Source organism: Marisediminitalea lipolytica (genome assembly GCF_001758465.1).
Classification (GTDB): domain Bacteria; phylum Pseudomonadota; class Gammaproteobacteria; order Enterobacterales; family Alteromonadaceae; genus Alteromonas; species Alteromonas lipolytica.
In genome coordinates, this window is sequence record NZ_MJIC01000010.1 from 549,464 (window position 1) to 570,457 (window position 20,994).

General features: G+C 48.6%; 20 protein-coding genes. 9 read left to right on the top strand and 11 right to left on the bottom strand.

From position 1 onward, the window contains the following. Positions 1-13 precede the first annotated feature (13 nt). The 4 genes from infA to trxB all read right to left on the bottom strand — a co-directional run bounded on the left by infA (position 14) and on the right by trxB (position 2,841). Positions 14-232 carry a translation initiation factor IF-1 gene (gene infA / locus BFC17_RS07930; RefSeq protein WP_070175908.1) on the bottom strand — a complete coding sequence of 73 codons (219 nt, stop codon included), beginning with the start codon at positions 230-232 and terminating at the stop codon, positions 14-16. Between the two features lie 114 nt (positions 233-346). Beyond that, positions 347-1,102, bottom strand: a complete 756-nt coding sequence (locus BFC17_RS07935; protein ID WP_070175909.1) for an arginyltransferase — start codon at positions 1,100-1,102, stop codon at positions 347-349. Further along, positions 1,099-1,842, bottom strand: coding sequence for a leucyl/phenylalanyl-tRNA--protein transferase (aat, locus tag BFC17_RS07940; protein ID WP_070175910.1), 744 nt, complete (start codon positions 1,840-1,842; stop codon positions 1,099-1,101). The genes BFC17_RS07935 and aat overlap by 4 nt, the downstream gene beginning before the upstream one ends. Positions 1,843-1,884: 42 nt before the next feature. Continuing rightward, positions 1,885-2,841 (bottom strand): thioredoxin-disulfide reductase, encoded by a 957-nt coding sequence (trxB, locus tag BFC17_RS07945; protein ID WP_070175911.1) that lies wholly within the window; start codon positions 2,839-2,841, stop codon positions 1,885-1,887. Between the two features lie 372 nt (positions 2,842-3,213). On the opposite strand from trxB, the gene yfbV reads away from it, so the two are divergent. Continuing rightward, the gene (gene yfbV, locus BFC17_RS07950) at positions 3,214-3,660 is read left to right on the top strand and encodes a terminus macrodomain insulation protein YfbV (RefSeq protein WP_070175912.1); all 447 of its coding nucleotides are present in this window, start codon (positions 3,214-3,216) and stop codon (positions 3,658-3,660) included. Here the strand turns inward: yfbV and BFC17_RS07955 are convergent. The 3 genes from BFC17_RS07955 to BFC17_RS07965 form a co-directional block, all read right to left on the bottom strand. After that, positions 3,657-4,145 carry a SprT family zinc-dependent metalloprotease gene (locus BFC17_RS07955; RefSeq protein WP_070175913.1) on the bottom strand — a complete coding sequence of 163 codons (489 nt, stop codon included), beginning with the start codon at positions 4,143-4,145 and terminating at the stop codon, positions 3,657-3,659. The two genes, yfbV and BFC17_RS07955, sit on opposite strands and share 4 nt — an antisense overlap. Beyond that, on the bottom strand, positions 4,142-6,016 hold the full coding sequence (gene sppA / locus BFC17_RS07960) for a signal peptide peptidase SppA (RefSeq protein WP_070175914.1): 1,875 nt from the start codon (positions 6,014-6,016) through the stop codon (positions 4,142-4,144). The genes BFC17_RS07955 and sppA overlap by 4 nt, the downstream gene beginning before the upstream one ends. A gap of 81 nt (positions 6,017-6,097) precedes the next feature. Beyond that, entirely contained in the window at positions 6,098-6,295 is a 198-nt protein-coding gene (locus BFC17_RS07965) for a hypothetical protein (RefSeq protein WP_070175915.1), read from the bottom strand. Positions 6,296-6,368: 73 nt separating this feature from the next. On the opposite strand from BFC17_RS07965, the gene BFC17_RS07970 reads away from it, so the two are divergent. Both BFC17_RS07970 and BFC17_RS07975 read left to right on the top strand, forming a co-directional pair. Beyond that, on the top strand, positions 6,369-6,977 hold the full coding sequence (locus tag BFC17_RS07970) for an HvfX family Cu-binding RiPP maturation protein (RefSeq protein WP_373287133.1): 609 nt from the start codon (positions 6,369-6,371) through the stop codon (positions 6,975-6,977). A gap of 114 nt (positions 6,978-7,091) precedes the next feature. Continuing rightward, positions 7,092-7,643 carry an NAD(P)H nitroreductase gene (locus BFC17_RS07975; protein ID WP_070176276.1) on the top strand — a complete coding sequence of 184 codons (552 nt, stop codon included), beginning with the start codon at positions 7,092-7,094 and terminating at the stop codon, positions 7,641-7,643. Between the two features lie 72 nt (positions 7,644-7,715). Here the strand turns inward: BFC17_RS07975 and pyk are convergent, their stop codons facing one another. Next, complete coding sequence (gene pyk, locus BFC17_RS07980; RefSeq protein ID WP_070175916.1) at positions 7,716-9,152, bottom strand: pyruvate kinase; 1,437 nt, start codon at positions 9,150-9,152, stop codon at positions 7,716-7,718. 288 nt (positions 9,153-9,440) lie between these two features. Continuing rightward, positions 9,441-10,298: a MurR/RpiR family transcriptional regulator gene (locus BFC17_RS07985; protein WP_070175917.1), complete on the bottom strand. Its 858-nt coding sequence runs from the start codon at positions 10,296-10,298 to the stop codon at positions 9,441-9,443. A 556-nt stretch (positions 10,299-10,854) separates the two neighbouring features. Between BFC17_RS07985 and zwf the strand changes: the two genes are divergently transcribed. The 5 genes from zwf to BFC17_RS08010 are packed head-to-tail and all read left to right on the top strand — an operon-like array spanning position 10,855 to position 16,476. Then, positions 10,855-12,348, top strand: coding sequence for a glucose-6-phosphate dehydrogenase (zwf, locus tag BFC17_RS07990; RefSeq protein ID WP_070175918.1), 1,494 nt, complete (start codon positions 10,855-10,857; stop codon positions 12,346-12,348). Positions 12,349-12,350: 2 nt separating this feature from the next. Next, a complete protein-coding gene (gene pgl / locus BFC17_RS07995; protein ID WP_070175919.1) occupies positions 12,351-13,043 on the top strand; it encodes a 6-phosphogluconolactonase in 693 nt (230 codons plus the stop codon). 9 nt (positions 13,044-13,052) lie between these two features. Beyond that, positions 13,053-14,882: a phosphogluconate dehydratase gene (gene edd, locus BFC17_RS08000; RefSeq protein ID WP_070175920.1), complete on the top strand. Its 1,830-nt coding sequence runs from the start codon at positions 13,053-13,055 to the stop codon at positions 14,880-14,882. Then, the gene (locus BFC17_RS08005) at positions 14,879-15,829 is read left to right on the top strand and encodes a glucokinase (protein WP_070175921.1); all 951 of its coding nucleotides are present in this window, start codon (positions 14,879-14,881) and stop codon (positions 15,827-15,829) included. The genes edd and BFC17_RS08005 overlap by 4 nt, the downstream gene beginning before the upstream one ends. A 5-nt stretch (positions 15,830-15,834) precedes the next feature. Continuing rightward, entirely contained in the window at positions 15,835-16,476 is a 642-nt protein-coding gene (locus BFC17_RS08010) for a bifunctional 4-hydroxy-2-oxoglutarate aldolase/2-dehydro-3-deoxy-phosphogluconate aldolase (protein ID WP_070175922.1), read from the top strand. Positions 16,477-16,580: 104 nt separating this feature from the next. Here BFC17_RS08010 and BFC17_RS08015 read toward each other — a convergent pair whose 3' ends face one another. Together BFC17_RS08015 and gap are read right to left on the bottom strand one after the other, a co-directional pair. Beyond that, positions 16,581-17,426 carry a D-hexose-6-phosphate mutarotase gene (locus BFC17_RS08015; RefSeq protein ID WP_070176277.1) on the bottom strand — a complete coding sequence of 282 codons (846 nt, stop codon included), beginning with the start codon at positions 17,424-17,426 and terminating at the stop codon, positions 16,581-16,583. A 129-nt stretch (positions 17,427-17,555) separates the two neighbouring features. Continuing rightward, on the bottom strand, positions 17,556-18,551 hold the full coding sequence (gene gap / locus BFC17_RS08020) for a type I glyceraldehyde-3-phosphate dehydrogenase (RefSeq protein WP_070175923.1): 996 nt from the start codon (positions 18,549-18,551) through the stop codon (positions 17,556-17,558). A 232-nt stretch (positions 18,552-18,783) separates the two neighbouring features. Here gap and malQ point away from each other — a divergent pair, with 232 nt between their 5' ends. Beyond that, positions 18,784-20,991, top strand: coding sequence for a 4-alpha-glucanotransferase (gene malQ / locus BFC17_RS08025; RefSeq protein ID WP_070175924.1), 2,208 nt, complete (start codon positions 18,784-18,786; stop codon positions 20,989-20,991). The last annotated feature ends 3 nt before the right edge of the window (positions 20,992-20,994 follow it).

The following is a 20,994-nucleotide window of genomic DNA, read 5'->3' on the forward strand; positions in this document are numbered from 1 at the left end:
AAGCCGTTATGAATTAACGCGCGCGATACACGATACGACCTTTGCTTAGATCATAAGGTGTCATTTCTACAGTTACTTTGTCGCCGGTCAGAATGCGGATGTAGTTTTTACGCATTTTTCCAGAGATATGCGCTGTCACTACGTGACCATTTTCTAATTCAACACGGAACATGGTGTTGGGCAGGGTATCCAGTACCGTACCTTCCATTTCAATACAATCTTCTTTCGCCATCTAAAGCAATAACCTCAATTAGTCACAAATTTTTCGCCGCGCAGACATTAACCAATTCATAGATATAAGTAAAGGAATAAATCCCCTTAAAAGACAATTGTCCGGTTTATTGTGCTAAAGGGGAGTTGGAGTCTGTAATAAAGTAGTGAGCTTTTGTGCCTGTTGCTCAGAATCTACTCTTAGCCAGCGATGATTAATGTAGCGTTCGTAGGGAAAAAAGCGATTTTTGTAGTTCATTTTATTGCAGGCATCTATCTGATAGCCCAAAAACAGGTAGGTTTTGCCTTGCTGCCGGGTCTGCGCAATCTGTTGCAGTATCATCCAGGTACCTAAAGAAGCGGAGTGATAGTCCGGGTCGTAAAACGTGTACATGGCAGAATAACCATCTGTACCGGAAGGACCATCAATTAAATCCGTTACGGCCACAGCAATTAACTTGTCTTCGTCATAGGCTTCTATAAATAAGGGGGTATTCCACTCACAGGCTAAAAAGCTGTCAAATTGTGCGCGAGTTGGCGGGTACATTGAGCCATCTGAATGCCGTTGGTTAATATAGCGTTCGTACAGCGGATAGTAGTGAGGATTCGGCTGTTCAGCCGTTTTTATCGAAAAACGTTTGTTTTTATTTAACAAACGACGTTGGCTGCGGGATGGAGAAAAGTCGCTAACCGGTAATCGGATGGAATGACAGGCGCTACAGTGCTGACAATAGGGGCGGTACACCTGACCACCACTGCGACGAAATCCGGCGTGAATAAGTTGCGGATAATGCAGTGCTGTACTGGCATTTTCGCCAACGTACACCAGCAGCTGTTCCTCGTGACCAGGCAGATAACTGCATTCGAAGGGTTGAGTTACACCAAACTTCATAATTGTTCACTACTCAATGAGCGGGCCTGCCATTTCTGCTGATAGTCTGCGCGAATATAGCCATCGTCATCCAGCGTCTGGTTATGCGAGCTTAACCGGGTTAAAAATGCTTGTCGTTCAATACTCTCAGCCCCCAGACTCATTAAATGATCCGTGGGCATCTGGCAGTCTATAAATGCACCCCCTTGATTTTTCATATGTTTAACCAGATAGGCAAGGGCTAATTTTGAGGTGTTGGCTTTTTTATGAAACATAGATTCGCCGCAAAACACATCACCCACGGCCACACCATACAGTCCACCAACCAGGTTATCGTTATCCCATACCTCTACAGAATGCGCCAGACCGATTTCGTGCAATGTTTTATAGGCATTAATCATGTCAGCGGTTATCCAGGTCGATGTCTGGCCGTATTGAATTCGCGGGATATGCGCACATTGCTCGATCACCGATGCAAAGTCGTGATTAAGCGTTACCCGGTACTGTTGCTTACGGATCAGTTTTTTTAGACTACTACTGGTATGAAAGCCATCAAGTTGAATGATAGCGCGGGGGGAGGGGCTCCACCAAAGCAGAGGCTCGCCCTCACTGAACCAGGGGAATATTCCCTGGCTGTAAGCACTGAGCAGGCGTCCCGGAGACAGGTCGGCGCCATAGGCAAGTAAGCCGTTAGGCTCGTCCAGCGCATGCTCAGCAGGCGGAAATGGTGTGTCTGGTTCAAGATAAGGCAGGCTAATCATTACGATGCCACAGAACAGGGCGGCTGGTTAGCCGCTCCAACCTTAGTCTTCCAGTCCGTCCAGGAAGCGTTCAGCATCCAGTGCGGCCATACAGCCGGTACCGGCAGAGGTAATAGCCTGACGATAAATGTGGTCAGAAACATCACCAGCTGCAAATACACCGGGTACGCTGGTTTGTGTTGCAAAACCTTCGGTGCCGCTTCTTACCGACAGATAACCGTCTGTCATATCCAGCTCGCCGGCAAAGATATCGGTGTTCGGCTTGTGACCAATTGCCACAAACAGACCCATTACTGCCAACTCTTCGGTTACGTCTGAATCAGTGGCCTTAATGCGTACGCCAGTAACGCCCATTTCGTCGCCCAGTACTTCGTCGAGGGTGCGATCAAGGTGTAGCACAACGTTACCGTTTTCGGCTTTTTCATGTAATCGTTTTGCCAGGATCTTTTCGCAGCGGAAACTGTCGCGACGGTGAATAACATGCACTTCTGAAGCGATGTTAGAAAGATACAGCGCCTCTTCAACAGCGGTGTTACCGCCGCCAATAACCGCGACTTTTTGATTACGATAGAAGAAACCGTCACAGGTTGCACAGGCGGACACGCCTTTACCCATAAACGCTTGCTCTGAAGGTAAGCCGAGGTACTTGGCTGACGCGCCGGTTGCAATAATCAGTGCATCACAAGTATAGGTACCGCTGTCACCATAAAGGGTAAACGGGCGCTTGCTTAAATCGGTTTTATTGATGTGGTCAAAGATAATTTCGGTATCGAATTTCTCGGCGTGCTTTTGCATTCTGACCATTAAATCAGGACCAGTCAGACCTTCAGGATCACCAGGCCAGTTCTCTACTTCGGTGGTTGTGGTTAGCTGGCCGCCTTGCTGCATACCAGTAATCAACGTTGGGGACAGGTTCGCGCGAGCGGCATAAACCGCTGCGGTATAACCCGCCGGACCAGAACCAAGAATGAGTAGACGAACGTGTCTGCTTTCTGCCATGTTTTTCTCCAATTAACGCTCTTTGCTGCGGTTGCAATAAGCACTTCGTAGATGGTTTAGGGTGTCAGGTACAGGTTATCTTTCAGATCAGTACGCAAATTCCCCAGCGAATTGCCGGTATGCTATTGCGTATGACAGCGATCACCTAATAACCTTCCACTATAAGTTATTAAGGCACATTGTGCGGTCGAATCAGCGACTTTCAATACCCGGGTATGTTATTATGAATAAAGAAGCGCGGAAATTCACGGATTAATAATCCATTTCTGCCATTCCGGACTATTATTAATAAACTGGATAGTCGTTGCTGCCGCACAAATCACCTCAAGGGCTTGTGGCAGTGAGTAAAAAAGGTTTACCCAGAGGTTAACAATGACCCAGTCAGTAACCAGTATGCTGAAAGACGGCCAGGATTACATGAAAACCTGGCCACTCAAACGCGAACTTTATGCGCTCTTCCCCGATTGCAGGGTGGTGGCTGCTACGCGTTTTGCCGTTAAGTTTATGCCTCCGGCTGCGGTACTGGCCTGTGCCACTATGCTTAATACCTTGGGCAGCGAATTTTTACCTCAGGCATTGGCGGTAGGGGCATTTTTCCTGAGCATGCCAATGCAGGGGCTACTCTGGCTCGGTAAACGGTCTAACGAAACCCTGCCACCGCAGTTGTCACACTGGTATCAGGAAATCTTTACCAAAATGCGGGCCGAAGGGTGCGCGGTACAAAAACCGCAGCATAAACCACGCTATCGGGAACTTGCAGGCTTGTTAAAAACGGCTTTCGAAGATTTGGATAAAGCGTTCACCCGTCAGTGGTTTTAATCTGCGGCCACTAATAACTGTTTACAGCGCCGGCACTGATACTGGCGTTGTTTCTTCACCACTGCATTGTGTCGTCTGATACTCAGTTCTACTTCACCACAGCCACACAGGTAGGTAACGCTTGGAATATTTAATGGCGTCAGGTCGAACTGGTGCCTTGTTTCCGGCTGGCAACCAAATACCTCAAGCATAGTGGCCTGCCATTCTTTGCCATGGGGTTTTACCCGTCCGTACAGCGTATAAACCAACAGATGACTGACTTCATGTGGCAGTACGTCATTAAAGTAGGCGTCGCGGTTATGCTTAAATAAAACCGGATGCAGGTTAATACGGTTTTGCTGTAAAAATGCGGTGCCTGCATGGCGGCCGCTGCGTCTGAAAGTCAGGGTGGGGCGCTTAAATGAGCGGTTAAAATAAGCGTCCGCCTCGGCGTAAAGGGCGTCGAGGCGGTCGTTTAACAGCGCTTTATCACTGATAGTTATCAACGGTTATCGACAACCCGACAGCTTAAGCACAGGGTGTACATATTTTGCGGATCGTTCATTGACGACAGTAAGTCAGCCTGAACCTTGGCTTCACGCATCAGGTTGGTCAGCATACTGTTGTTATCAATCACGTTCAATTTGATGGCATAAACCAATGCCTGACCAAAAAACTCTTTCCAGAATAATTCCTTGGATGACAGTTTGCGGGTGACGTAAACAGTGTTGTAGTTCTCCGTACCAGCCATCTCTGCGGCAGCCGCAACTGCATCGTCAAGGGTGCCTAATTCGTCTACCAGACCAATGTCCAGCGCGTCAGTACCAATCCATACACGGCCCTGGGCGATATTATCCACACTGTTAATGTCCATATTGCGCTCGCTGGCAACCAGGGTCAGAAACTCCTGATACTTACTTTCTATGCTGCGCTGAATTAACTGGCTGTACATCGGGTCGATGCCGCGCAGTGTAGAGAAACCGGCAATATCTGTTGTCGCCACGCCGTCGGTATCAACTCCAAGATAATCGGCAGTATTTTCAAAAGTGGCCAGCGCGGCAAATACGCCTATAGAACCAGTGATGGTACTCGGGCTGGCAAATATCTTATCTGCCGAGGCTGAGATCCAGTAACCACCAGAGGCTGCGTAAGTCGTCATCGACGCAATTACCGGCTTGCCTGCTTCACGTAAATTTAAGATTTCCTGACGGATAATTTCGGAGGCCGCCGCGCTACCGCCGGGCGAATCCACCTGCAATACCACTGCTTTTACCGAATCATCCAGACGGGCCTGACGAAGCAGGGCGGCGGTACTGTTGCCACCAATGTTGCCAGCCTGCTGGTCACCATCAAGAATGGTGCCTTTGGCCACTACAATAGCGACTTTGTCACCCAATGGCGTAATAGCCGGCATCGGCGGATTGATCACTTTATTGTACGCACGGTAATTAGTGAGCTTAAAGCCAGCCGGATTGTCGTCTTTTCCCACCAGTGCAATCAGTTCCTGACGAACTTCTTCGCGGGTTTTTACTGCATCCACCCAGCCTTTTTGAATGGCATACTGGGCCGAATTTCCGCCGGCTTTTTCAAAGTTTTCCAGCATGACGTCGAGGCTTTCATCAAAATTGGTGATATCCACACCACGCGCCGCCGCTACATCCTGCTTATATTGCAACCAGTACTGATCCAGCCAGCGCTTGTTCATCTCTTTAGCCGCATCAGACATGTCTTCGCGAATGTAAGGTTCTACCGCTGACTTAAATGTACCTACGCGGAAGATATGCATATTCACTTTGAGCTTTTCCAACGCTCTTTTCAGGTACATCCCATAGTTGGCATAGCCTTCGATGGACACGCCACCAATCGGATTTAAGTAGATTTTATCGGCATGGGCTGCCAGGTAATATTGTGACTGACTGTAGTAGTCACCCACGGCAATAACCGGCTTTTCTGAAGTTTTAAAGTCGTCAATGGCTTCTGCGATAGTGCGCAATTTATCCAGCCCACCGCCTTGCAGACCTTGCAGGTTAAGCACCACGGCCTTGATGCGGTTATCTTCTTTGGCATTTTCGAGGACTTTTACCACATCCCGGACTAACACTTCCGGATTATCGGGTTCTTCTTCCAGCGCTTCCTCAAGGAATTCCGAGAACGGATCGACCGCCGTTTTCTGCACCACCAAAGCGCCTTTTAAAGACAGCATCAGGGCACTGCCTGGCGTAACCTGAGGGACAGACTCTTCTCTGCCTGCTATAGCAATGATGCCAATAACAATTACCAGAAAGACGACATTAAAAAACAACTTTCGACAAAAGTTGAGGGCAGTCCATAACCCTACAAACAGCGCTTTAGTCCAACTCTTACTCTTTTCGGCCATACTGACTACTTACCTAATTGACGATTCATTCTCATGTTAACTATTAAAAAAAATATCGCGAGTTAATTTTGTAATGAAATGTTATTTGCGACGTGCTGTTGATTTAACTGCGCCGGAGGGGCCATTTTGGGCGGGCTTGCTATCACTCAGCCAAAGCTGAATGAGCCGGGCAATGGCTTTGTGCTGGTCATCCGACAGCGTCATCAGCAGCTGTGCCTGACGCGGCCGGTAGTTAACCTTTTTTTGCCCTCGTTGCATGATTTGCGAAAAACGACTCATTGAATGAAAGAATTCCTGTTAACTCACGGTCTGCTAGACAGTCTGAGTATTAAAGGAATTTACCGTGAGCGCAATTATTCTTGGGTTGAATACTAAATTAAATGAGACTGCTGCACGATTTAGCTGGCTGCCGTTATTATTGATTCGGTTGTATTTGGCTCCGGTAATGGCTCAGGCCGGCTGGCAGAAGCTTACTCACTTTGACAGCACGGTAGAATGGTTTGGTAACGCAGAGTATGGCCTTGGCTTACCGTTTCCTTTTTTGCTGACTGCGCTGGCCGCATTAACCGAGTTTGTCGGGGCGTGGTTACTGTTGTTCGGTCTGGCTACACGTCTTATCACTATTCCGCTTATGATTACCATGGTGGTTGCTATTGTTACCGTGCACTGGCAACACGGTTGGCTGGCCATTGCTGATGCCAGCAGCTGGCTGGCCGATGGCACCATTCTGCATAATCCAGCCGTGCTGGCTGCGCCGGAAAAACTGGCGGCGGCTAAAGCGATACTAAACGAACACGGTTATATCGAATGGCTCACATCAAGTGGCAATTTTGTTATCCTCAATAACGGAATAGAATTTGCCGCCACCTACCTGATCATGCTTCTAGTGCTGTTTACCTGTGGCCCCGGTCGCTATTGCAGCGTTGATTACTTTTTACAGCAACGTTATCCCACGGCCTAGAGGCAAATACAGACAAGCGATAAAATTACTTGTCAGCAAGCTGGTCTTTTTGTCAAATAGGGCGTATCAGGGTGATATACCCGTTACGCGCACTACATGTTTGAGGAAGATCTTATGGATGCTTTGGAACTGGTGATAAATCGTCGCTCGCAGCCGCGGTTGCAAGCCCCGGCCCCCGCCGGTGAAGCGCTGGAAAATATTAAACGCGCAGCATTAAGAGCGCCGGATCACGCTGCGCTCGCTCCCTGGCGCTTTATCATATGTGAAGGAAAGGGACTAAATAAACTCGGGGCGATTTTTGAGCAATCGGCAATCGATAATGATAAGTCTGAGCGGGAAATCCTGCGAGCACCACAACTGCCCTTGCGTGCCCCCATGGTTATAGTTATTACCACAGCGTATCAGGAACATGAAAAGGTACCTGCGCCCGAGCAGTATGCGTCAGCCAGCTGTGCTGCGATGGCAATGCAAATGGCGGCCGTTCCCCAGGGCTTTCAGGGAATGTGGCGTACTGGTGATTACGCTCACTGTCCTATCGTTAAGGCAGGCTTGGATATCGACCCTAAGGACGATATTGTGGGGTTTTTATATCTGGGTACTCCGGCGCAGGATGTGGTTGATAAACCCGCTTTAGATCCGGCAGGGTTTTTCCGTACCCTGAGTTAAGGTGTAGGAAGGCATAAAAAAACCGGTACTGTTGCACCGGTTTTTGCGTTTCTGGCAGAACAAAAACCTTGCTTATTCTACTACGATAATCTTGATGGCATCGGTTGCCCCGATAGTTTCCATGCGGTCACCGTGAGTAAGAATAACGATATCACCGTCTTTTACCAGATCCTTCTCTTTTAGCAGAGCAACCACGTCTTTACGCAGTTCGCCTGGTGCACTGTTACGCGAATCAAAGAAGTAAGGCTTAACACCACGATACAAAGCCATGGCATTTAAGGTTTCTTCGTGACGGGACAGTGCCACAATCGGCAAAGTGGTAGTGATACGGGACATCAGGCGCGGAGTACTGCCACTTTCAGTTAAACCTACGATGGCTTTTACGCCCGGTAAGTGGTTAGCCGCGTAAACGGCAGACAGGGCAATGGTTTCGCTCACAGAACCGAACATTTCATCCATGCGGTGTTTGGATATTTTTACGCTGGGGTGGGTTTCGGCACCTTCACATACCCGCGCCATGGCTTTTACCGTTTCCACCGGGTAACTACCGGCAGCGGTTTCGGCCGACAGCATTACGGCATCGGTACCGTCCAGTACGGCGTTAGCCACGTCCATCACTTCGGCCCGCGTTGGCATCGGGCTTTCAATCATCGACTCCATCATCTGTGTTGCCGTGATAACCACTTTATTTAGCTGACGCGAGCGGGCAATCAGCTTTTTCTGCACACCTACCAGCTCGGCATCACCAATTTCTACACCAAGGTCACCACGGGCAACCATAACGGCATCCGACGCGCTGATGATATCGTCGATAGCCGCATCGGTAGCAACGGCTTCAGCACGCTCTACCTTGGCGCAGATTTTAGCTTTACAGCCAGCAGCTTCTGCCAGTTCGCGGGCATAATTCAGATCAGCGCCGCTACGAGGGAAGGAGACTGCCAGATAATCAACGCCAATTTCGGCAGCGGTGATGATGTCGCGCTTGTCTTTGTCAGTCAGCGCTTCGGCTGACAGGCCACCGCCAAGACGGTTAATGCCTTTGTTATTGGAAAGCTTGCCGCCAACGGTAACTCTAGTCAGTACCTTGCGTCCTTCAACACCGGTAACTTCAAGTTGAATACGGCCGTCATCTAACAGCAGAATATCGCCAGCACTTACATCGTCAGGCAGTGCTTTGTAATCGATTCCCACTTGTTGTTCATTACCGGCATCACGGTCAAGTTCGGCATCCAGCGTAAACGGGTCGCCTTCTTTTAAAAATACCTTGTCGTTGGCAAAGCGGGATACGCGGATTTTAGGCCCTTGCAAGTCGCCTAAAATCGCCACATATTTGCCAAGTTTGGCGGCGGCAGCGCGAACACGCTTAGCGCGTTCGATATGATCTTCTGCCTGACCGTGTGAAAAGTTCATACGCACCACGTTGGCGCCTGCGGCAATTATTGCTTCAATTCTTTCTTGTGTGTCTGTCGCAGGCCCTAAGGTAGCCAGAATTTTCGTTCTTCGAGTCATGTCTGTTTTCGCTTGTTAGTAGTTTAGGTAAAACAACTGAGAGTTAAGTATAGCTGAAAATCTATTTCGTAATTTAATTACAAAATACTAGACGAATCTGACCAAATTGTGAATGGCTGATGACAGATTCTTTATGAAAAAGGTGTCAAGTGTAAAAATTTTAATCCATTTTACCCCGAATACGCTAGCGGGCATGGATTTTTAGTCGGGTAATTGAGATTTTGCAGAGTCGCTACTCTGGACAAAAGGTCAGGTAGCGCTCTGTGGTGTGTCCGGGGGGAGAAGGGGTTATTTTTCGCTACCGCGTTTCTCAAAGCGCGAGCCACGCAGGGTGTCTTTTACCCGCTTCAGGTTTTCGCGGAATTTATTGCCCCGACGCAAGGTAAAGCCGGTGGCCAGTACGTCAATCAGTGTTAACTGCGCTATACGCGACGCCATGGGCATATACATGTCGGTATCTTCCGGGACTTCTAACGATAATACATAGGTACATTCGTTAGCCAGCGGACTGTCGGCGGAGGTAATGCCGACTACGGTTGCGTCATTGGCTTTGGCGATCTGAGCAATCTCCACCAGACTTTTGGTGCGCCCGGTGTGTGAAAACAACATGACCACATCCCCGGAATTACAGTTCATGCAGCTCATGCGTTGCATCAGGATGTCTTCAAAATATACCACTGGCACATTAAAGCGGAAAAATTTGTTCAGCGCGTCGTGGGCCACTGATGCAGACGCACCCAGGCCAAAAAAGGAGATACGTTGCGCCTGGGTAAGCAAATCCACCACGCGGTTAACGGTATTCACACAAACAGACTGTCTGGCGACTTCCAGTGACGCCATGGTCGATTCAAATATTTTGTTAGTGTATTCATCAGGGCCGTCGTTTTCATCAACGTGACGGTTAACGTAAGGGGTGCCATTGGCCAGGCTCTGGGCTAAATGCAGTTTGAAATCCGGGAATCCCTTGGTATCCAGTCGGCGACAGAAGCGGTTAACCGTTGGCTCGCTGACATCTGACATTTTAGCTAAAGTTGCTATACTGGAATGGATCGCTGATTGAGGGTTTGCCAGTATCACTTCTGCTACCTTACGCTCTGATTTACTGAACGCAGATTTGTGCTGTGTGATTTTTTCTAAAATATTCATATTATTTTCAATAACACTGTGTGTGAATAGTGTGTTCTCCCAATCGCTATACTACTTAATATGAAAGATCGTACAAGAAAAATGTAATTTATTAACATGATTCATAGTATTTCATCTCGAAATTAAGCGTCAGAGTGAAAAACTGCCTGTATTCTCGTGACCACTACAGGTTTAACTGACGTAAAGAAACATTGATTGAGATTTAGTGATCAAAAAAACAAAGTGATGTGTCGCTCTTGTTTTTATAAACATCAGGGTTAGCCTGCTCAACGTATAGCAAATAAGTGAAGGCTGAAACCAGTGGCTATAACTTAATGAAAAACGAGCCGCTTTGGGTTTGTAGCCAGGCAGAAAAATTGCAGTTTAGCGGTGCGACTCTTACACGATTAAGATAGTATTCGGCAACCGTTTCGTACCAAAGTAGTAAGCCTGATTTTAATGCGAAACAAAAGTTGTAATTTTACTACATTTGTTGTTAACTATATGGCAACAAATTACCACGATGGCATGCTGATTAGCAGCTGCTGATTGTATAAATAGACATAAGGCCAAATTCATGGTGATGGATAGTTCTTTTGAAGCCTGCGATTTTGTGTTGTTTGGCACCAAAGGTGATCTTTCTCGACGCAAACTGCTTCCTTCTTTATACCAGTTGGAAAAAGCAGGTCTGTTGCATCCGGACACAACGATTGTCGGCGTAGCCCGTCAGTCACATACTAATGAAGAGTATGTAGAAGAAGTTAAAGCCGCACTGACCGAGTTCGGTGGTGAAGCGCTGTGCGATGAAACCTGGGGCAAGATGAAAAATCGTCTTGCCTATGCGCAAATCGATATGAAAGATACGGCCAGCTATGCGGCCCTGGAAAACCACGTTGATCCTGAGCGGACCATGGTGTGTTACCTGGCCACGCCACCAGCGATTTACGGTGACATCTGCCGTGGCCTGCACGGTTGTAACATTATCGATGCCAGTGTTCGTCTGGTACTGGAAAAACCTATCGGCCACGATCTTAAGTCTTCTAAAGTGATCAACGAGCAGGTTGCTGAGTATTTCGACGAATCGCAAATTTATCGTATCGACCATTATCTGGGTAAAGAAACGGTTCTAAACCTGATTGCTCTGCGTTTTGCTAACTCTATCTTCACGACCAACTGGGATCATAATTGCATTGACCATGTACAGATTTCAGTAGCAGAGTCAGTTGGGATTGAAGGACGCTGGGGTTATTTTGATGACGCCGGGCAAATGCGTGACATGGTGCAAAACCACCTGTTGCAAATTCTTTCTCTGGTTGCCATGGAGCCGCCTGCCAATCTTAACGCAGACAGCATTCGTGATGAAAAGCTGAAAGTATTAAAAGCACTGCGCCCGATTAATGCCAGCAACGTTAACGACGTTACTGTTCGTGGACAGTACACCGCCGGCTTTGTAAAAGGCCGCGAAGTACCGGGTTACCTGGAAGAAGACGATGCCAACACGGTAAGTAAAACAGAAACCTTCGTTGCAATTAAAGCTGAAATTGACAACTGGCGTTGGGCTGGTGTGCCGTTTTATCTGCGTACGGGTAAACGACTGCCAACCAAGGTGTCTGAGGTTGTGATCTACTTTAAACGTCAGCCGCATAACCTGTTTACTGAAAGCTTTAGCTCATTGCCGCCCAATAAGCTGGTGATCCGCTTACAGCCGGATGAAGGTGTTGAAATTACCGTAATGAACAAAGTTCCGGGTTTGACTGGTTCAGGTTCAATGGACCTGCAAAAGTCTAAACTGAACTTAAGCTTCTCTGAAGAGTTTTCTGATGACCGCATCCCGGATGCCTATGAAAAACTGCTGCTTGAAGTGATGCTCGGCAACCAGGCGCTATTCGTGCGCCGAGACGAGATTGAACAAGCCTGGACCTGGGTGGATTCGATTCTGGCTGCATGGCGTAACAGCAACGAACCACCAGAGCCTTATCAGGCGGGTACCTGGGGCCCGGTGGCCTCGATTGGATTACTGGCGCGTGAAGATCGTAGCTGGTACGAAAGCAAAATTACCAAGAAAAAGTAACTATGCCATTAACACAGTCCATTTACGAAAGTGCTGAGGCGCTAAATACTGAGTTTGCCGCGGAAATCGCTGGCAAGCTGGCCACTGGCATCGCTGAACGCGGTCGCGCCAGTCTGATGGTCAGCGGCGGGAGAACGCCGTTACCGCTGTTTAAAGCGCTTAGCCATGCCGATATCGACTGGTCAAAGGTCGATGTGTCGCTGGTAGACGAGCGCTGGGTAGACGAAAGCAGTGATGCCAGTAATACCCGCCTGGTGAAAGACAATTTGCTGGTAAATAACGCAGCCGCTGCACGCTTTATCGAAATGAAATCAGCCGAAGCCGATGCCGCGGATGCTGTTATCGCTTGCGAAGCCAGACTGGCAGCCATGTCGCAACCGTTTGACGTGCTGATTCTCGGCATGGGTGAAGACGGCCATACGGCTTCGTTATTTCCTTGCAGTGAACAACTCGCTGCAGGTTTGCAAATGGACAGCGGCCGGGTATGCATTGCAACCCAGCCGACTACGGCACCACATCAGCGTATGTCTTTGACATTACCCGCCATTGTGGCCAGCCGGAATATCTATTTACACCTGACCGGCGATAAAAAGCGTCAGGTACTTGAAGACGCCGTTGCCAATGCCACGGCCACTGAAAAGCCAATTGTTGCTGTAATTAATGCAGCACAAGTGACCCTGAAATGGGCACCGTAGGAGTCAGTAATGAATACACAGGTAAACGAAGTTACCCAGCGCATCATTGAGCGCAGTAAAGTCAGTCGCGCAGCCTATCTGGCTAAGATTGAACGTGCACGGGGGCAGGGGCCTCACCGTGGAGTATTATCTTGTGGTAACTTAGCACACGGATTTGCTGCCTGTAGCAGCAGTGACAAGTCTGATTTACGCAGCATGACCAAAGCCAACATCGCGATTGTGTCGTCTTACAACGATATGTTGTCTGCCCATCAGCCTTACGAAACTTATCCGCAAATTATTAAGGATGCGGTAAAAGAAGTCGGCAGTGTTGCGCAGTTCGCCGGTGGCGTACCGGCCATGTGTGATGGTGTAACCCAGGGTAACCCGGGTATGGAATTAAGTCTGATGAGCCGTGATGTGATTGCACAGTCAGCGGCAGTGGCGCTGTCACACAATATGTTTGACGGTGCCATGATGTTGGGTATCTGCGACAAGATTGTCCCTGGATTGCTTATTGGCTCATTGAGCTTTGGTCACCTGCCAACGGTATTTGTGCCAGCCGGGCCCATGCCAAGTGGTTTACCAAACAAAGAAAAAGCCCGTGTTCGTCAGGCTTTTGCTGAAGGTAAAGTGGGCCGTGATAAACTGCTCGAAGCCGAATCCCAGTCTTACCATTCTGCCGGTACCTGTACCTTTTACGGCACCGCTAACAGTAACCAGTTAGTGGTAGAAATGATGGGCCTGCATCTGCCGGGTTCTTCCTTTGTAAATCCTGGTACGGAGCTGCGTGATGCGCTCACCCGGGCTGCGGCTCGTCAGGTTACCCGCCTGACTGCGCTGGGCGACAATTATGCCCCAATCGGTCACATCGTTGATGAAAAAGCCATTGTAAACGGCATTGTAGCGCTGCTGGCTACTGGTGGTTCAACTAACCACACCATGCACTTAATTGCCGTGGCGCGGGCTGCTGGCATTATCGTCAACTGGGATGACTTCTCTGAGCTTTCTAATGCGGTTCCACTGTTGACCCGTATTTATCCGAATGGCTCAGCCGATATCAACCATTTCGTGGCGGCAGGTGGTATGTCACTGCTGTTTAAACAGCTGCTCGACGCTGGCTTAATCCATAACGATGTTAAAACCATTTGTGGCGATGGTCTTGAACAGTACACCAAAGAACCGGCGCTACAAGACGGTGAGGTGATCTGGCGTGATGGTCCTGAAAAATCCCACGACGCGGAGGTGTTTGCCTCCGTTGCGCAACCCTTTAAGCCCGACGGTGGCCTGAGTGTGTTATCCGGAAATCTGGGACGCGCCGTTATTAAAACCTCAGCACTGCGCAATCCACACTGTCAGTTAAAAGCACCAGCGGTAGTGTTTGAAGATCAGTACGAACTTGATGCGGCATTCAAAGCCGGCGATTTGGACAAAGACTGTATCGTTGTTGTTCGATTCCAGGGGCCTGCTGCCATTGGTATGCCAGAGCTGCACCGTTTAACGCCGCCACTGGGCGTGTTGCAGGACCGTGGCTACAATGTAGCACTGGTTACTGATGGCCGGATGTCAGGTGCGTCAGGCAAAGTACCCGCTGCCATTCATGTTACCCCGGAAGCTTACCTGGGCGGCTTACTGTCGAAGGTACAAACCGGCGATATTATCGAACTGGATACTAAAACCGGTGCACTAACTCTGCATGTAGATGAAGATACACTGGCTCAGCGTACGCCAGTAGTAGCTGACCTGACCATGGTGCATCAAGGCATGGGCCGGGAATTATTTGCTGGTATGCGTAGCGTGATCACGGGCGCTGAAGAAGGAGCCTGTACCTTGTTCCATACTCAGGAGCAAAATGTATGAGTGCCCGCTTTGTCGCAGATGTAGGCGGTACGAATATTCGTATCGCGACCATCACTGAAGATGGTCTGGCTGACATCAAAAAATATTTGTGTAATGACTTTGCCAGTATTGATATTGCTATTCATCGCTACTTTGCTGATACCGGCAGGGCATTCGAAGCTGGCTGTATTGCGATAGCCTGTCCGGTGACCGATGATGAAGTTGCAATGACCAACCATAGCTGGTCATTTTCGCAGCGCGCCCTGAAACAACAGTTGCACCTTAAAGAACTGTTTGTCATTAACGATTTTACCGCGGTTGCCCATTCTTTACCGGTATTGGGTGAAGATCAGCTCATTCAGATTGGCAATGGTCACAGTGTTGATAAGGGTAACGTCGCGGTATTTGGTGCCGGTACGGGCCTTGGCGTAGAACACATGAAATTTACTGCCGAGGGCTGGCAAACCCTGGATGGTGAAGGCGGCCATGTAGACTTCGCGCCGGTTGATGAAACCGACATTGTGGTATGGCGTTATTTACAAACACAGCTGGACCGCGTATCGGCTGAAGATGTGCTGTCAGGTCGTGGCCTGTTGAATATTTATCGCGCGCTAGCGCTTCATCACGGTATTTCTCCGTCTGTTTCCGACCCGGCCAAAGTGACGGAGATGGCGTTAAAAGACGAATGTGTCATTTGTCTTTCATCACTCACACAGTTTTGCCGCATTATGGGCAGTTTCGCCGGTAACCTGGCGTTAAATCTGGCGACTACAGGTGGTGTTTATATTGGTGGCGGTATTGCTACCCGCTTCACGGATTTTCTGGTTAACAGTGATTTCAGAGCCCGATTTGAAGCAAAAGGACGCATGAAGCATTACGTTAAAGACATTCCGACATACCTGATTAACGAGCCTGATCACGGCTTGTTAGGCGCATCAGCGTATTTACAACAACAGATTGCGAGTTGATTTATATGACTAATTGGAAAAGTTCGCCAGCGGACATCTTTGCTGCAGGGCCGGTTGTGCCAGTGTTGGTGATTGATGATGTAGAAAGCGCAGTGCCATTGGCACATGCGCTGATGGCTGGCGGCATCAGAGTGCTGGAAGTAACCTTACGGACACCAGCGGCATTGCAGGTAATTAAACGTATTGCGGATGAAGTACCGGATGCATTAATTGGTGCGGGTACCGTGACGAATGCACAACAGCTCAAACAAGTGGTAGAGGCTGGCGCCAAGTTCGCTATCAGTCCGGGGATGACCGACGAGCTGCTTAAAGCGGGTCGTGATTTTGAAATCCCACTGATCCCGGGTATTTCTTCTACATCAGACCTGATGAAGGCCAAGGATGCCGGTTACACTTACCTGAAATTCTTCCCTGCGGAAGCTTCAGGTGGGGTTAAAGCTATCAAGTCCATCAGTGGTCCTTTCCCTGAAACCGTATTTTGTCCAACCGGTGGTATTGGCCCGGACAATTACAATGATTACCTGGCATTGTCTAACGTGCGTTGTGTAGGTGGATCGTGGTTAGCACCAGATGATGCTATTAAGGCGGGCGACTGGACTCGTATCACTGAATTAGCTAAAGAGGCTGTGGCAAACGCTAAACAATAAGTTTAGCTACATCAGCATCAGCCAAAAGGTACGCATTGAGTCGGGTTGGACTCAGGCGTACCTTTTTTGTTTGTTTAGTTGCCGTGGCGCTACAGTCTTTCTGATTACTCAATAATTTGCGTCAGTGAGTGGCTTTGCCGTGGTTGCAGCATGAGTCCTTTAGTGAGTGCGGTTTCCACGCACAACATTTGTTTAAAGCCAAATGCATCCATATCACTCATAGAGGCGGCAGCTTGCCATGGATTCCAAACCACAATGCTATCGTGACCTTGTGAACCAATGCTGGTAATGGCTTGTTGGTTTTCTTCAATGGTCAGGGATGACGGTGCTTCAAGATGGATCCGGTCAGTTTCGCTGCTGAACTCGTAAGGTACCGGTGTGGGTTTAACTGCCCAGTTATCCAGCTTGTCTTTGTAATTACCGCTCATACCGCAAAGTTTTACGTGATGAATATTACTGACTTCAAAATAGGTATGCAACGCACAGTTTATCTTAAATGCCTTTTCATCTTCGAGGTTTTCGGTAACCAGAGAGACGCTTAGCGTGTTGCCTACTTTAACCACTAACTTAACCTTGCAGTTGAAATCAAAGCCCGGTCCTTTAGTGGTTTTGGGCACCAGTACCATTTCTGAGAGTGCACCGTCACATTCGTACTGCTCAATACTCCACATCTGTGTGCGTAAAAAACCGTGAGAGGGGAGTTCACCTTTCGCTTTACCGTGGTCATCACTGAACCAGGGCCAACATAGAGGTATACCGCCGCGAATAGGGCGATCACCGTTTAACACGGCTAAAGGACTGAGCCATAACCGGTCACGATTATCCCGCGCCGGGATGTAAGATAAAATGTGGCCACCAAACAGGCTAAGCCGACAGGTAGCGGAAGAATTTGTGATGGTGACAAAGCGGTTGCCATCTTTTTCTTCGACGTGATAAGTGTGATCGTTCATAGTTACAATCCCTTGGTCTTTTGTGGTGACCTGCCTGAGCGAGATGCGCTTTCCATTATCGTTATCTTGCCTGATAAACAAAAAAGGTGCGATAAAAATCGCACCCTTTTTCACACGTTCAGCAGTATATTACTTGCTGATATGTGCAACCAGGTCTAATACCTTGTTAGAGTAGCCCCATTCGTTGTCGTACCAGGAAACCACTTTCACAAAGGAATCAGTCAGGGCGATACCGGCAGTAGCATCAAAGATACTGGTGCGGGCGTCACCCAGGAAATCGGTAGAAACTACCGCATCTTCGGTGTAACCCAGTACGCCTTTTAACTCGCCTTCAGAAGCGGCTTTCATCGCTTCACAAATAGCAGCGTAAGAAGCCGGTTTAGCCAGGTTAACGGTTAAATCTACTACCGACACGTTTGGCGTGGGAACGCGGAACGCCATACCGGTTAATTTACCATTTAATGCCGGAATTACCTTACCTACGGCTTTAGCAGCACCGGTAGATGAAGGAATGATGTTCTGACCCGCACCACGACCGCCACGCCAGTCTTTATGAGACGGACCATCAACGGTTTTCTGCGTTGCAGTAGTCGCGTGAACGGTGGTCATCAGACCGTCAACAATACCGAAGTTATCATTAAGTACTTTGGCAACCGGCGCCAGACAGTTGGTGGTACAAGACGCATTAGAAACGATGTTTTCACCGGCGTAAGTTTCGTGGTTAACACCCATTACAAACATCGGCGTCGCGTCTTTTGACGGCGCAGACATAACTACTTTTTTAGCACCAGCTTCGATGTGCTTGCTGGCGGTTTCCTGAGTAAGGAATAAGCCTGTTGACTCTACAACCACGTCAGCGTTCACTTCAGACCACGCCAGGTTGGCAGGGTCACGCTCTGAGGTAACGCGAATTTTTTGACCATTTACGATCAGGTGACCGTTATCAACGGTTACTTCACCATCGAAAATGCCGTGGGTGGAGTCATATTTTAATAGGTATGCAATGTAATCAGGGTCTAATAAATCATTAATAGCAACTATTTCAATGTCTTCTCTGCTTGCCGCAGCGCGCAGTACCAGCCGTCCGATGCGGCCAAACCCATTGATCCCGACGCGAATTGTCATAACATGCCTCTGTATCGTTAGTTAATAATATGAAAAATAATTACGTAAAGTATGGATCAAAACAGCCTTTAAGGCAAAGATTAATGCCTATTATGTTGCAAAATTACAAAATATCTCTGCAAACGTATTCATTTTTACGTCTGCAGGTCTTCAACAATAATGTAGAGTATTGTTTAATGGCTTAAGCCACTCGGTTTACTATCCCGGTAAGCCTTACTTACAGGAACAACTCATGACTAATCAGGTTTTGCAAAAGCTTGTCGAAATGCGGGGAGTGGAGACCCAATATGTTGATGCATGGGGCAACCCAGCGACAATTTCCGAAACCACAAAAGCGAAACTTCTTCAGGCTCTCGGTTATGACATTAGTAACGATTCCGTCATCGCTGAACAGCTCGACGAGGAAATCGCAAATATATGGTCTCAGCCGTTTGACCCGGTGAGTGTTCAGCGTACCGTCGACACCAAGCAGATTCGTTTACGCTTGCCTTTGTCTAGGGTCACCGACACATTTTGTATCAGCCTGGAACTGGAAACAGGCCAAAACCACATAATCAATGTTATACCAGTTGAACAAGAATTGCTCAATGTCGGAGTTGTCGATGATATAGAGTTTCATGAGTATTGTATTGAGCTACCTCAAGATTTGTCCTGCGGTTACCATCAAATTAAATTACTTGAGGACGACAAGCCACTGGCGGTAATGCGCTATATCGTGGCGCCTGAGGCTTGTTATCAGCCTCCAACTATCGCCCAGGGGAACAAGCTATGGGGACTCAGCGTTCAGCTGTATTGTCTGCGCAGCGAGAATAACTGGGGGATTGGTGATTTTTCAGATTTAGCACAGCTGGTAACGTCGGCTGCGCAGCAGGGGGCTGGTTTCATTGGCCTGAATCCAATTCATGCATTGTATCCCTCTAATCCGGAAGCCTGCAGCCCATACGGTCCTTCATCAAGACGCTGGCTAAACTTTTTGTACATCGATGTGTCGGCACTGCCATGTTTCGATAATGACGCCGTGCAATCGGTTGTCATGGCAGCCGATTTTCAGCAGCAGCTGGCACAAGCCAGAGCCACAGAATATGTCGACTATACGCTGGTAACCGAACTTAAGTTAACGGCATTAAACGCTCTGTTCGATGTTTACCATGCTGCTTACCTGACCAAAAACAGCAAGCAAAATCGTGCATTTAAAGCGTTTATAAAAGAGGGTGGAGAAAGCCTTGAGATGCTGGCGACCTACGACGCCATGCAGGAGTACCTCAAAGCCGAAGGCAAAGATGCCTGGGGCTGGCCAGTGTTTCCGGACAACTGGCAGGGCTATTACAACGAAGACGTGGCCACTTTTGCTAAACAGCATAAAAAACGGGTGCAGTTCTACATGTTCTTGCAGTGGCAGGCGGCTACCCAGTTAGAGCAGGCCAATCAGGCAGCACTGGATGCGGGTATGCCGGTAGGAATATACCGGGACTTAGCCGTGGGCGTGAGTGAAGGCAGCGCTGAGATTTGGGGTAATAAAGATTTGTATTGCACTGCTGCCAGCGTAGGCGCACCACCAGATGTACTGGGACCTTTGGGGCAAAACTGGGGGCTGCCGCCGATGGATCCTGAAATGCTCTATCTACAGGGTTATCAGCCGATTATTGACTTATTTGCCACCAATATGAAGTCCTCCGGTGCGCTGCGTATCGACCATGCCATGGGACTTTTGCGGTTGTGGTGGGTATGTCAGGGCGATAACGCAAAAGAAGGCGGCTATGTTTATTATCCACTGGAAGATTTATTAGGCATACTGGCCCTGGAGAGTCATCGTCATCAGGCTATGGTGATTGGTGAAGATTTGGGTACCGTACCAGAAGAAATTCGTGAGGTACTGGCCAGTAACGGAGTTTATTCTTACCGGGTGTTTTTCTTTGAGAAAGCCGAAGACGGCGGGTTTTATTCGCCGGCACATTATCCGGTGCAGAGTATGTCCACGCTGACAACTCACGACATGCCAACCTTAATTGGCTATTGGCATTGTTTGGATCTGGAGCTGGGCAAAGCGCTGGGTTTATATACCGACGAAGCTGTTTTGCAAAGCTTATATGCCAGTCGTCATGCCGATAAACAGGCCATTCTTGACTCTCTGCATGGCCATGGACGGGTCGGCGACGAGATTGGTCGAAACGTCGATATTACCGGCATGAGCCGTGAACTAAACCATGCCTTGCAGGTTCATATGGCCTATGGCAGCAGTGCGTTGTTGAGTCTGCAGTTAGAGGACTGGCTGCAAATGGATAAGCCGGTCAATATACCGGGAACATTTATGGAATACCCGAACTGGCGGCGTAAGTTGTCACAAAATCTGGAAGACATTTTTACCAATCCGGATATTCAGTCTTTAGCCGCCAGCCTAACAGCGGGTCGTCGCCAGGCAAGCCAACAAGAAAACCTGTAAACA

What these genes read in the sequence shown, in the direction of transcription:
- pyk (WP_070175916.1), bottom strand. Translation starts at nt 9,152, where the DNA reads ATGACTCGAAGAACGAAAATTCTGGCTACCTTAGGGCCTGCGACAGAC.
- sppA (WP_070175914.1), bottom strand. Translation starts at nt 6,016, where the DNA reads ATGGCCGAAAAGAGTAAGAGTTGGACTAAAGCGCTGTTTGTAGGGTTA.
- edd (WP_070175920.1), top strand. Translation starts at nt 13,053, where the DNA reads ATGAATACACAGGTAAACGAAGTTACCCAGCGCATCATTGAGCGCAGT.
- yfbV (WP_070175912.1), top strand. Translation starts at nt 3,214, where the DNA reads ATGACCCAGTCAGTAACCAGTATGCTGAAAGACGGCCAGGATTACATG.
- pgl (WP_070175919.1), top strand. Translation starts at nt 12,351, where the DNA reads ATGCCATTAACACAGTCCATTTACGAAAGTGCTGAGGCGCTAAATACT.
- aat (WP_070175910.1), bottom strand. Translation starts at nt 1,842, where the DNA reads ATGATTAGCCTGCCTTATCTTGAACCAGACACACCATTTCCGCCTGCT.
- BFC17_RS08010 (WP_070175922.1), top strand. Translation starts at nt 15,835, where the DNA reads ATGACTAATTGGAAAAGTTCGCCAGCGGACATCTTTGCTGCAGGGCCG.
- BFC17_RS07965 (WP_070175915.1), bottom strand. Translation starts at nt 6,295, where the DNA reads ATGAGTCGTTTTTCGCAAATCATGCAACGAGGGCAAAAAAAGGTTAAC.
- infA (WP_070175908.1), bottom strand. Translation starts at nt 232, where the DNA reads ATGGCGAAAGAAGATTGTATTGAAATGGAAGGTACGGTACTGGATACC.
- gap (WP_070175923.1), bottom strand. Translation starts at nt 18,551, where the DNA reads ATGACAATTCGCGTCGGGATCAATGGGTTTGGCCGCATCGGACGGCTG.
- BFC17_RS07935 (WP_070175909.1), bottom strand. Translation starts at nt 1,102, where the DNA reads ATGAAGTTTGGTGTAACTCAACCCTTCGAATGCAGTTATCTGCCTGGT.
- BFC17_RS07975 (WP_070176276.1), top strand. Translation starts at nt 7,092, where the DNA reads ATGGATGCTTTGGAACTGGTGATAAATCGTCGCTCGCAGCCGCGGTTG.
- malQ (WP_070175924.1), top strand. Translation starts at nt 18,784, where the DNA reads ATGACTAATCAGGTTTTGCAAAAGCTTGTCGAAATGCGGGGAGTGGAG.
- zwf (WP_070175918.1), top strand. Translation starts at nt 10,855, where the DNA reads ATGGTGATGGATAGTTCTTTTGAAGCCTGCGATTTTGTGTTGTTTGGC.
- BFC17_RS07985 (WP_070175917.1), bottom strand. Translation starts at nt 10,298, where the DNA reads ATGAATATTTTAGAAAAAATCACACAGCACAAATCTGCGTTCAGTAAA.
- BFC17_RS08015 (WP_070176277.1), bottom strand. Translation starts at nt 17,426, where the DNA reads ATGAACGATCACACTTATCACGTCGAAGAAAAAGATGGCAACCGCTTT.
- trxB (WP_070175911.1), bottom strand. Translation starts at nt 2,841, where the DNA reads ATGGCAGAAAGCAGACACGTTCGTCTACTCATTCTTGGTTCTGGTCCG.
- BFC17_RS08005 (WP_070175921.1), top strand. Translation starts at nt 14,879, where the DNA reads ATGAGTGCCCGCTTTGTCGCAGATGTAGGCGGTACGAATATTCGTATC.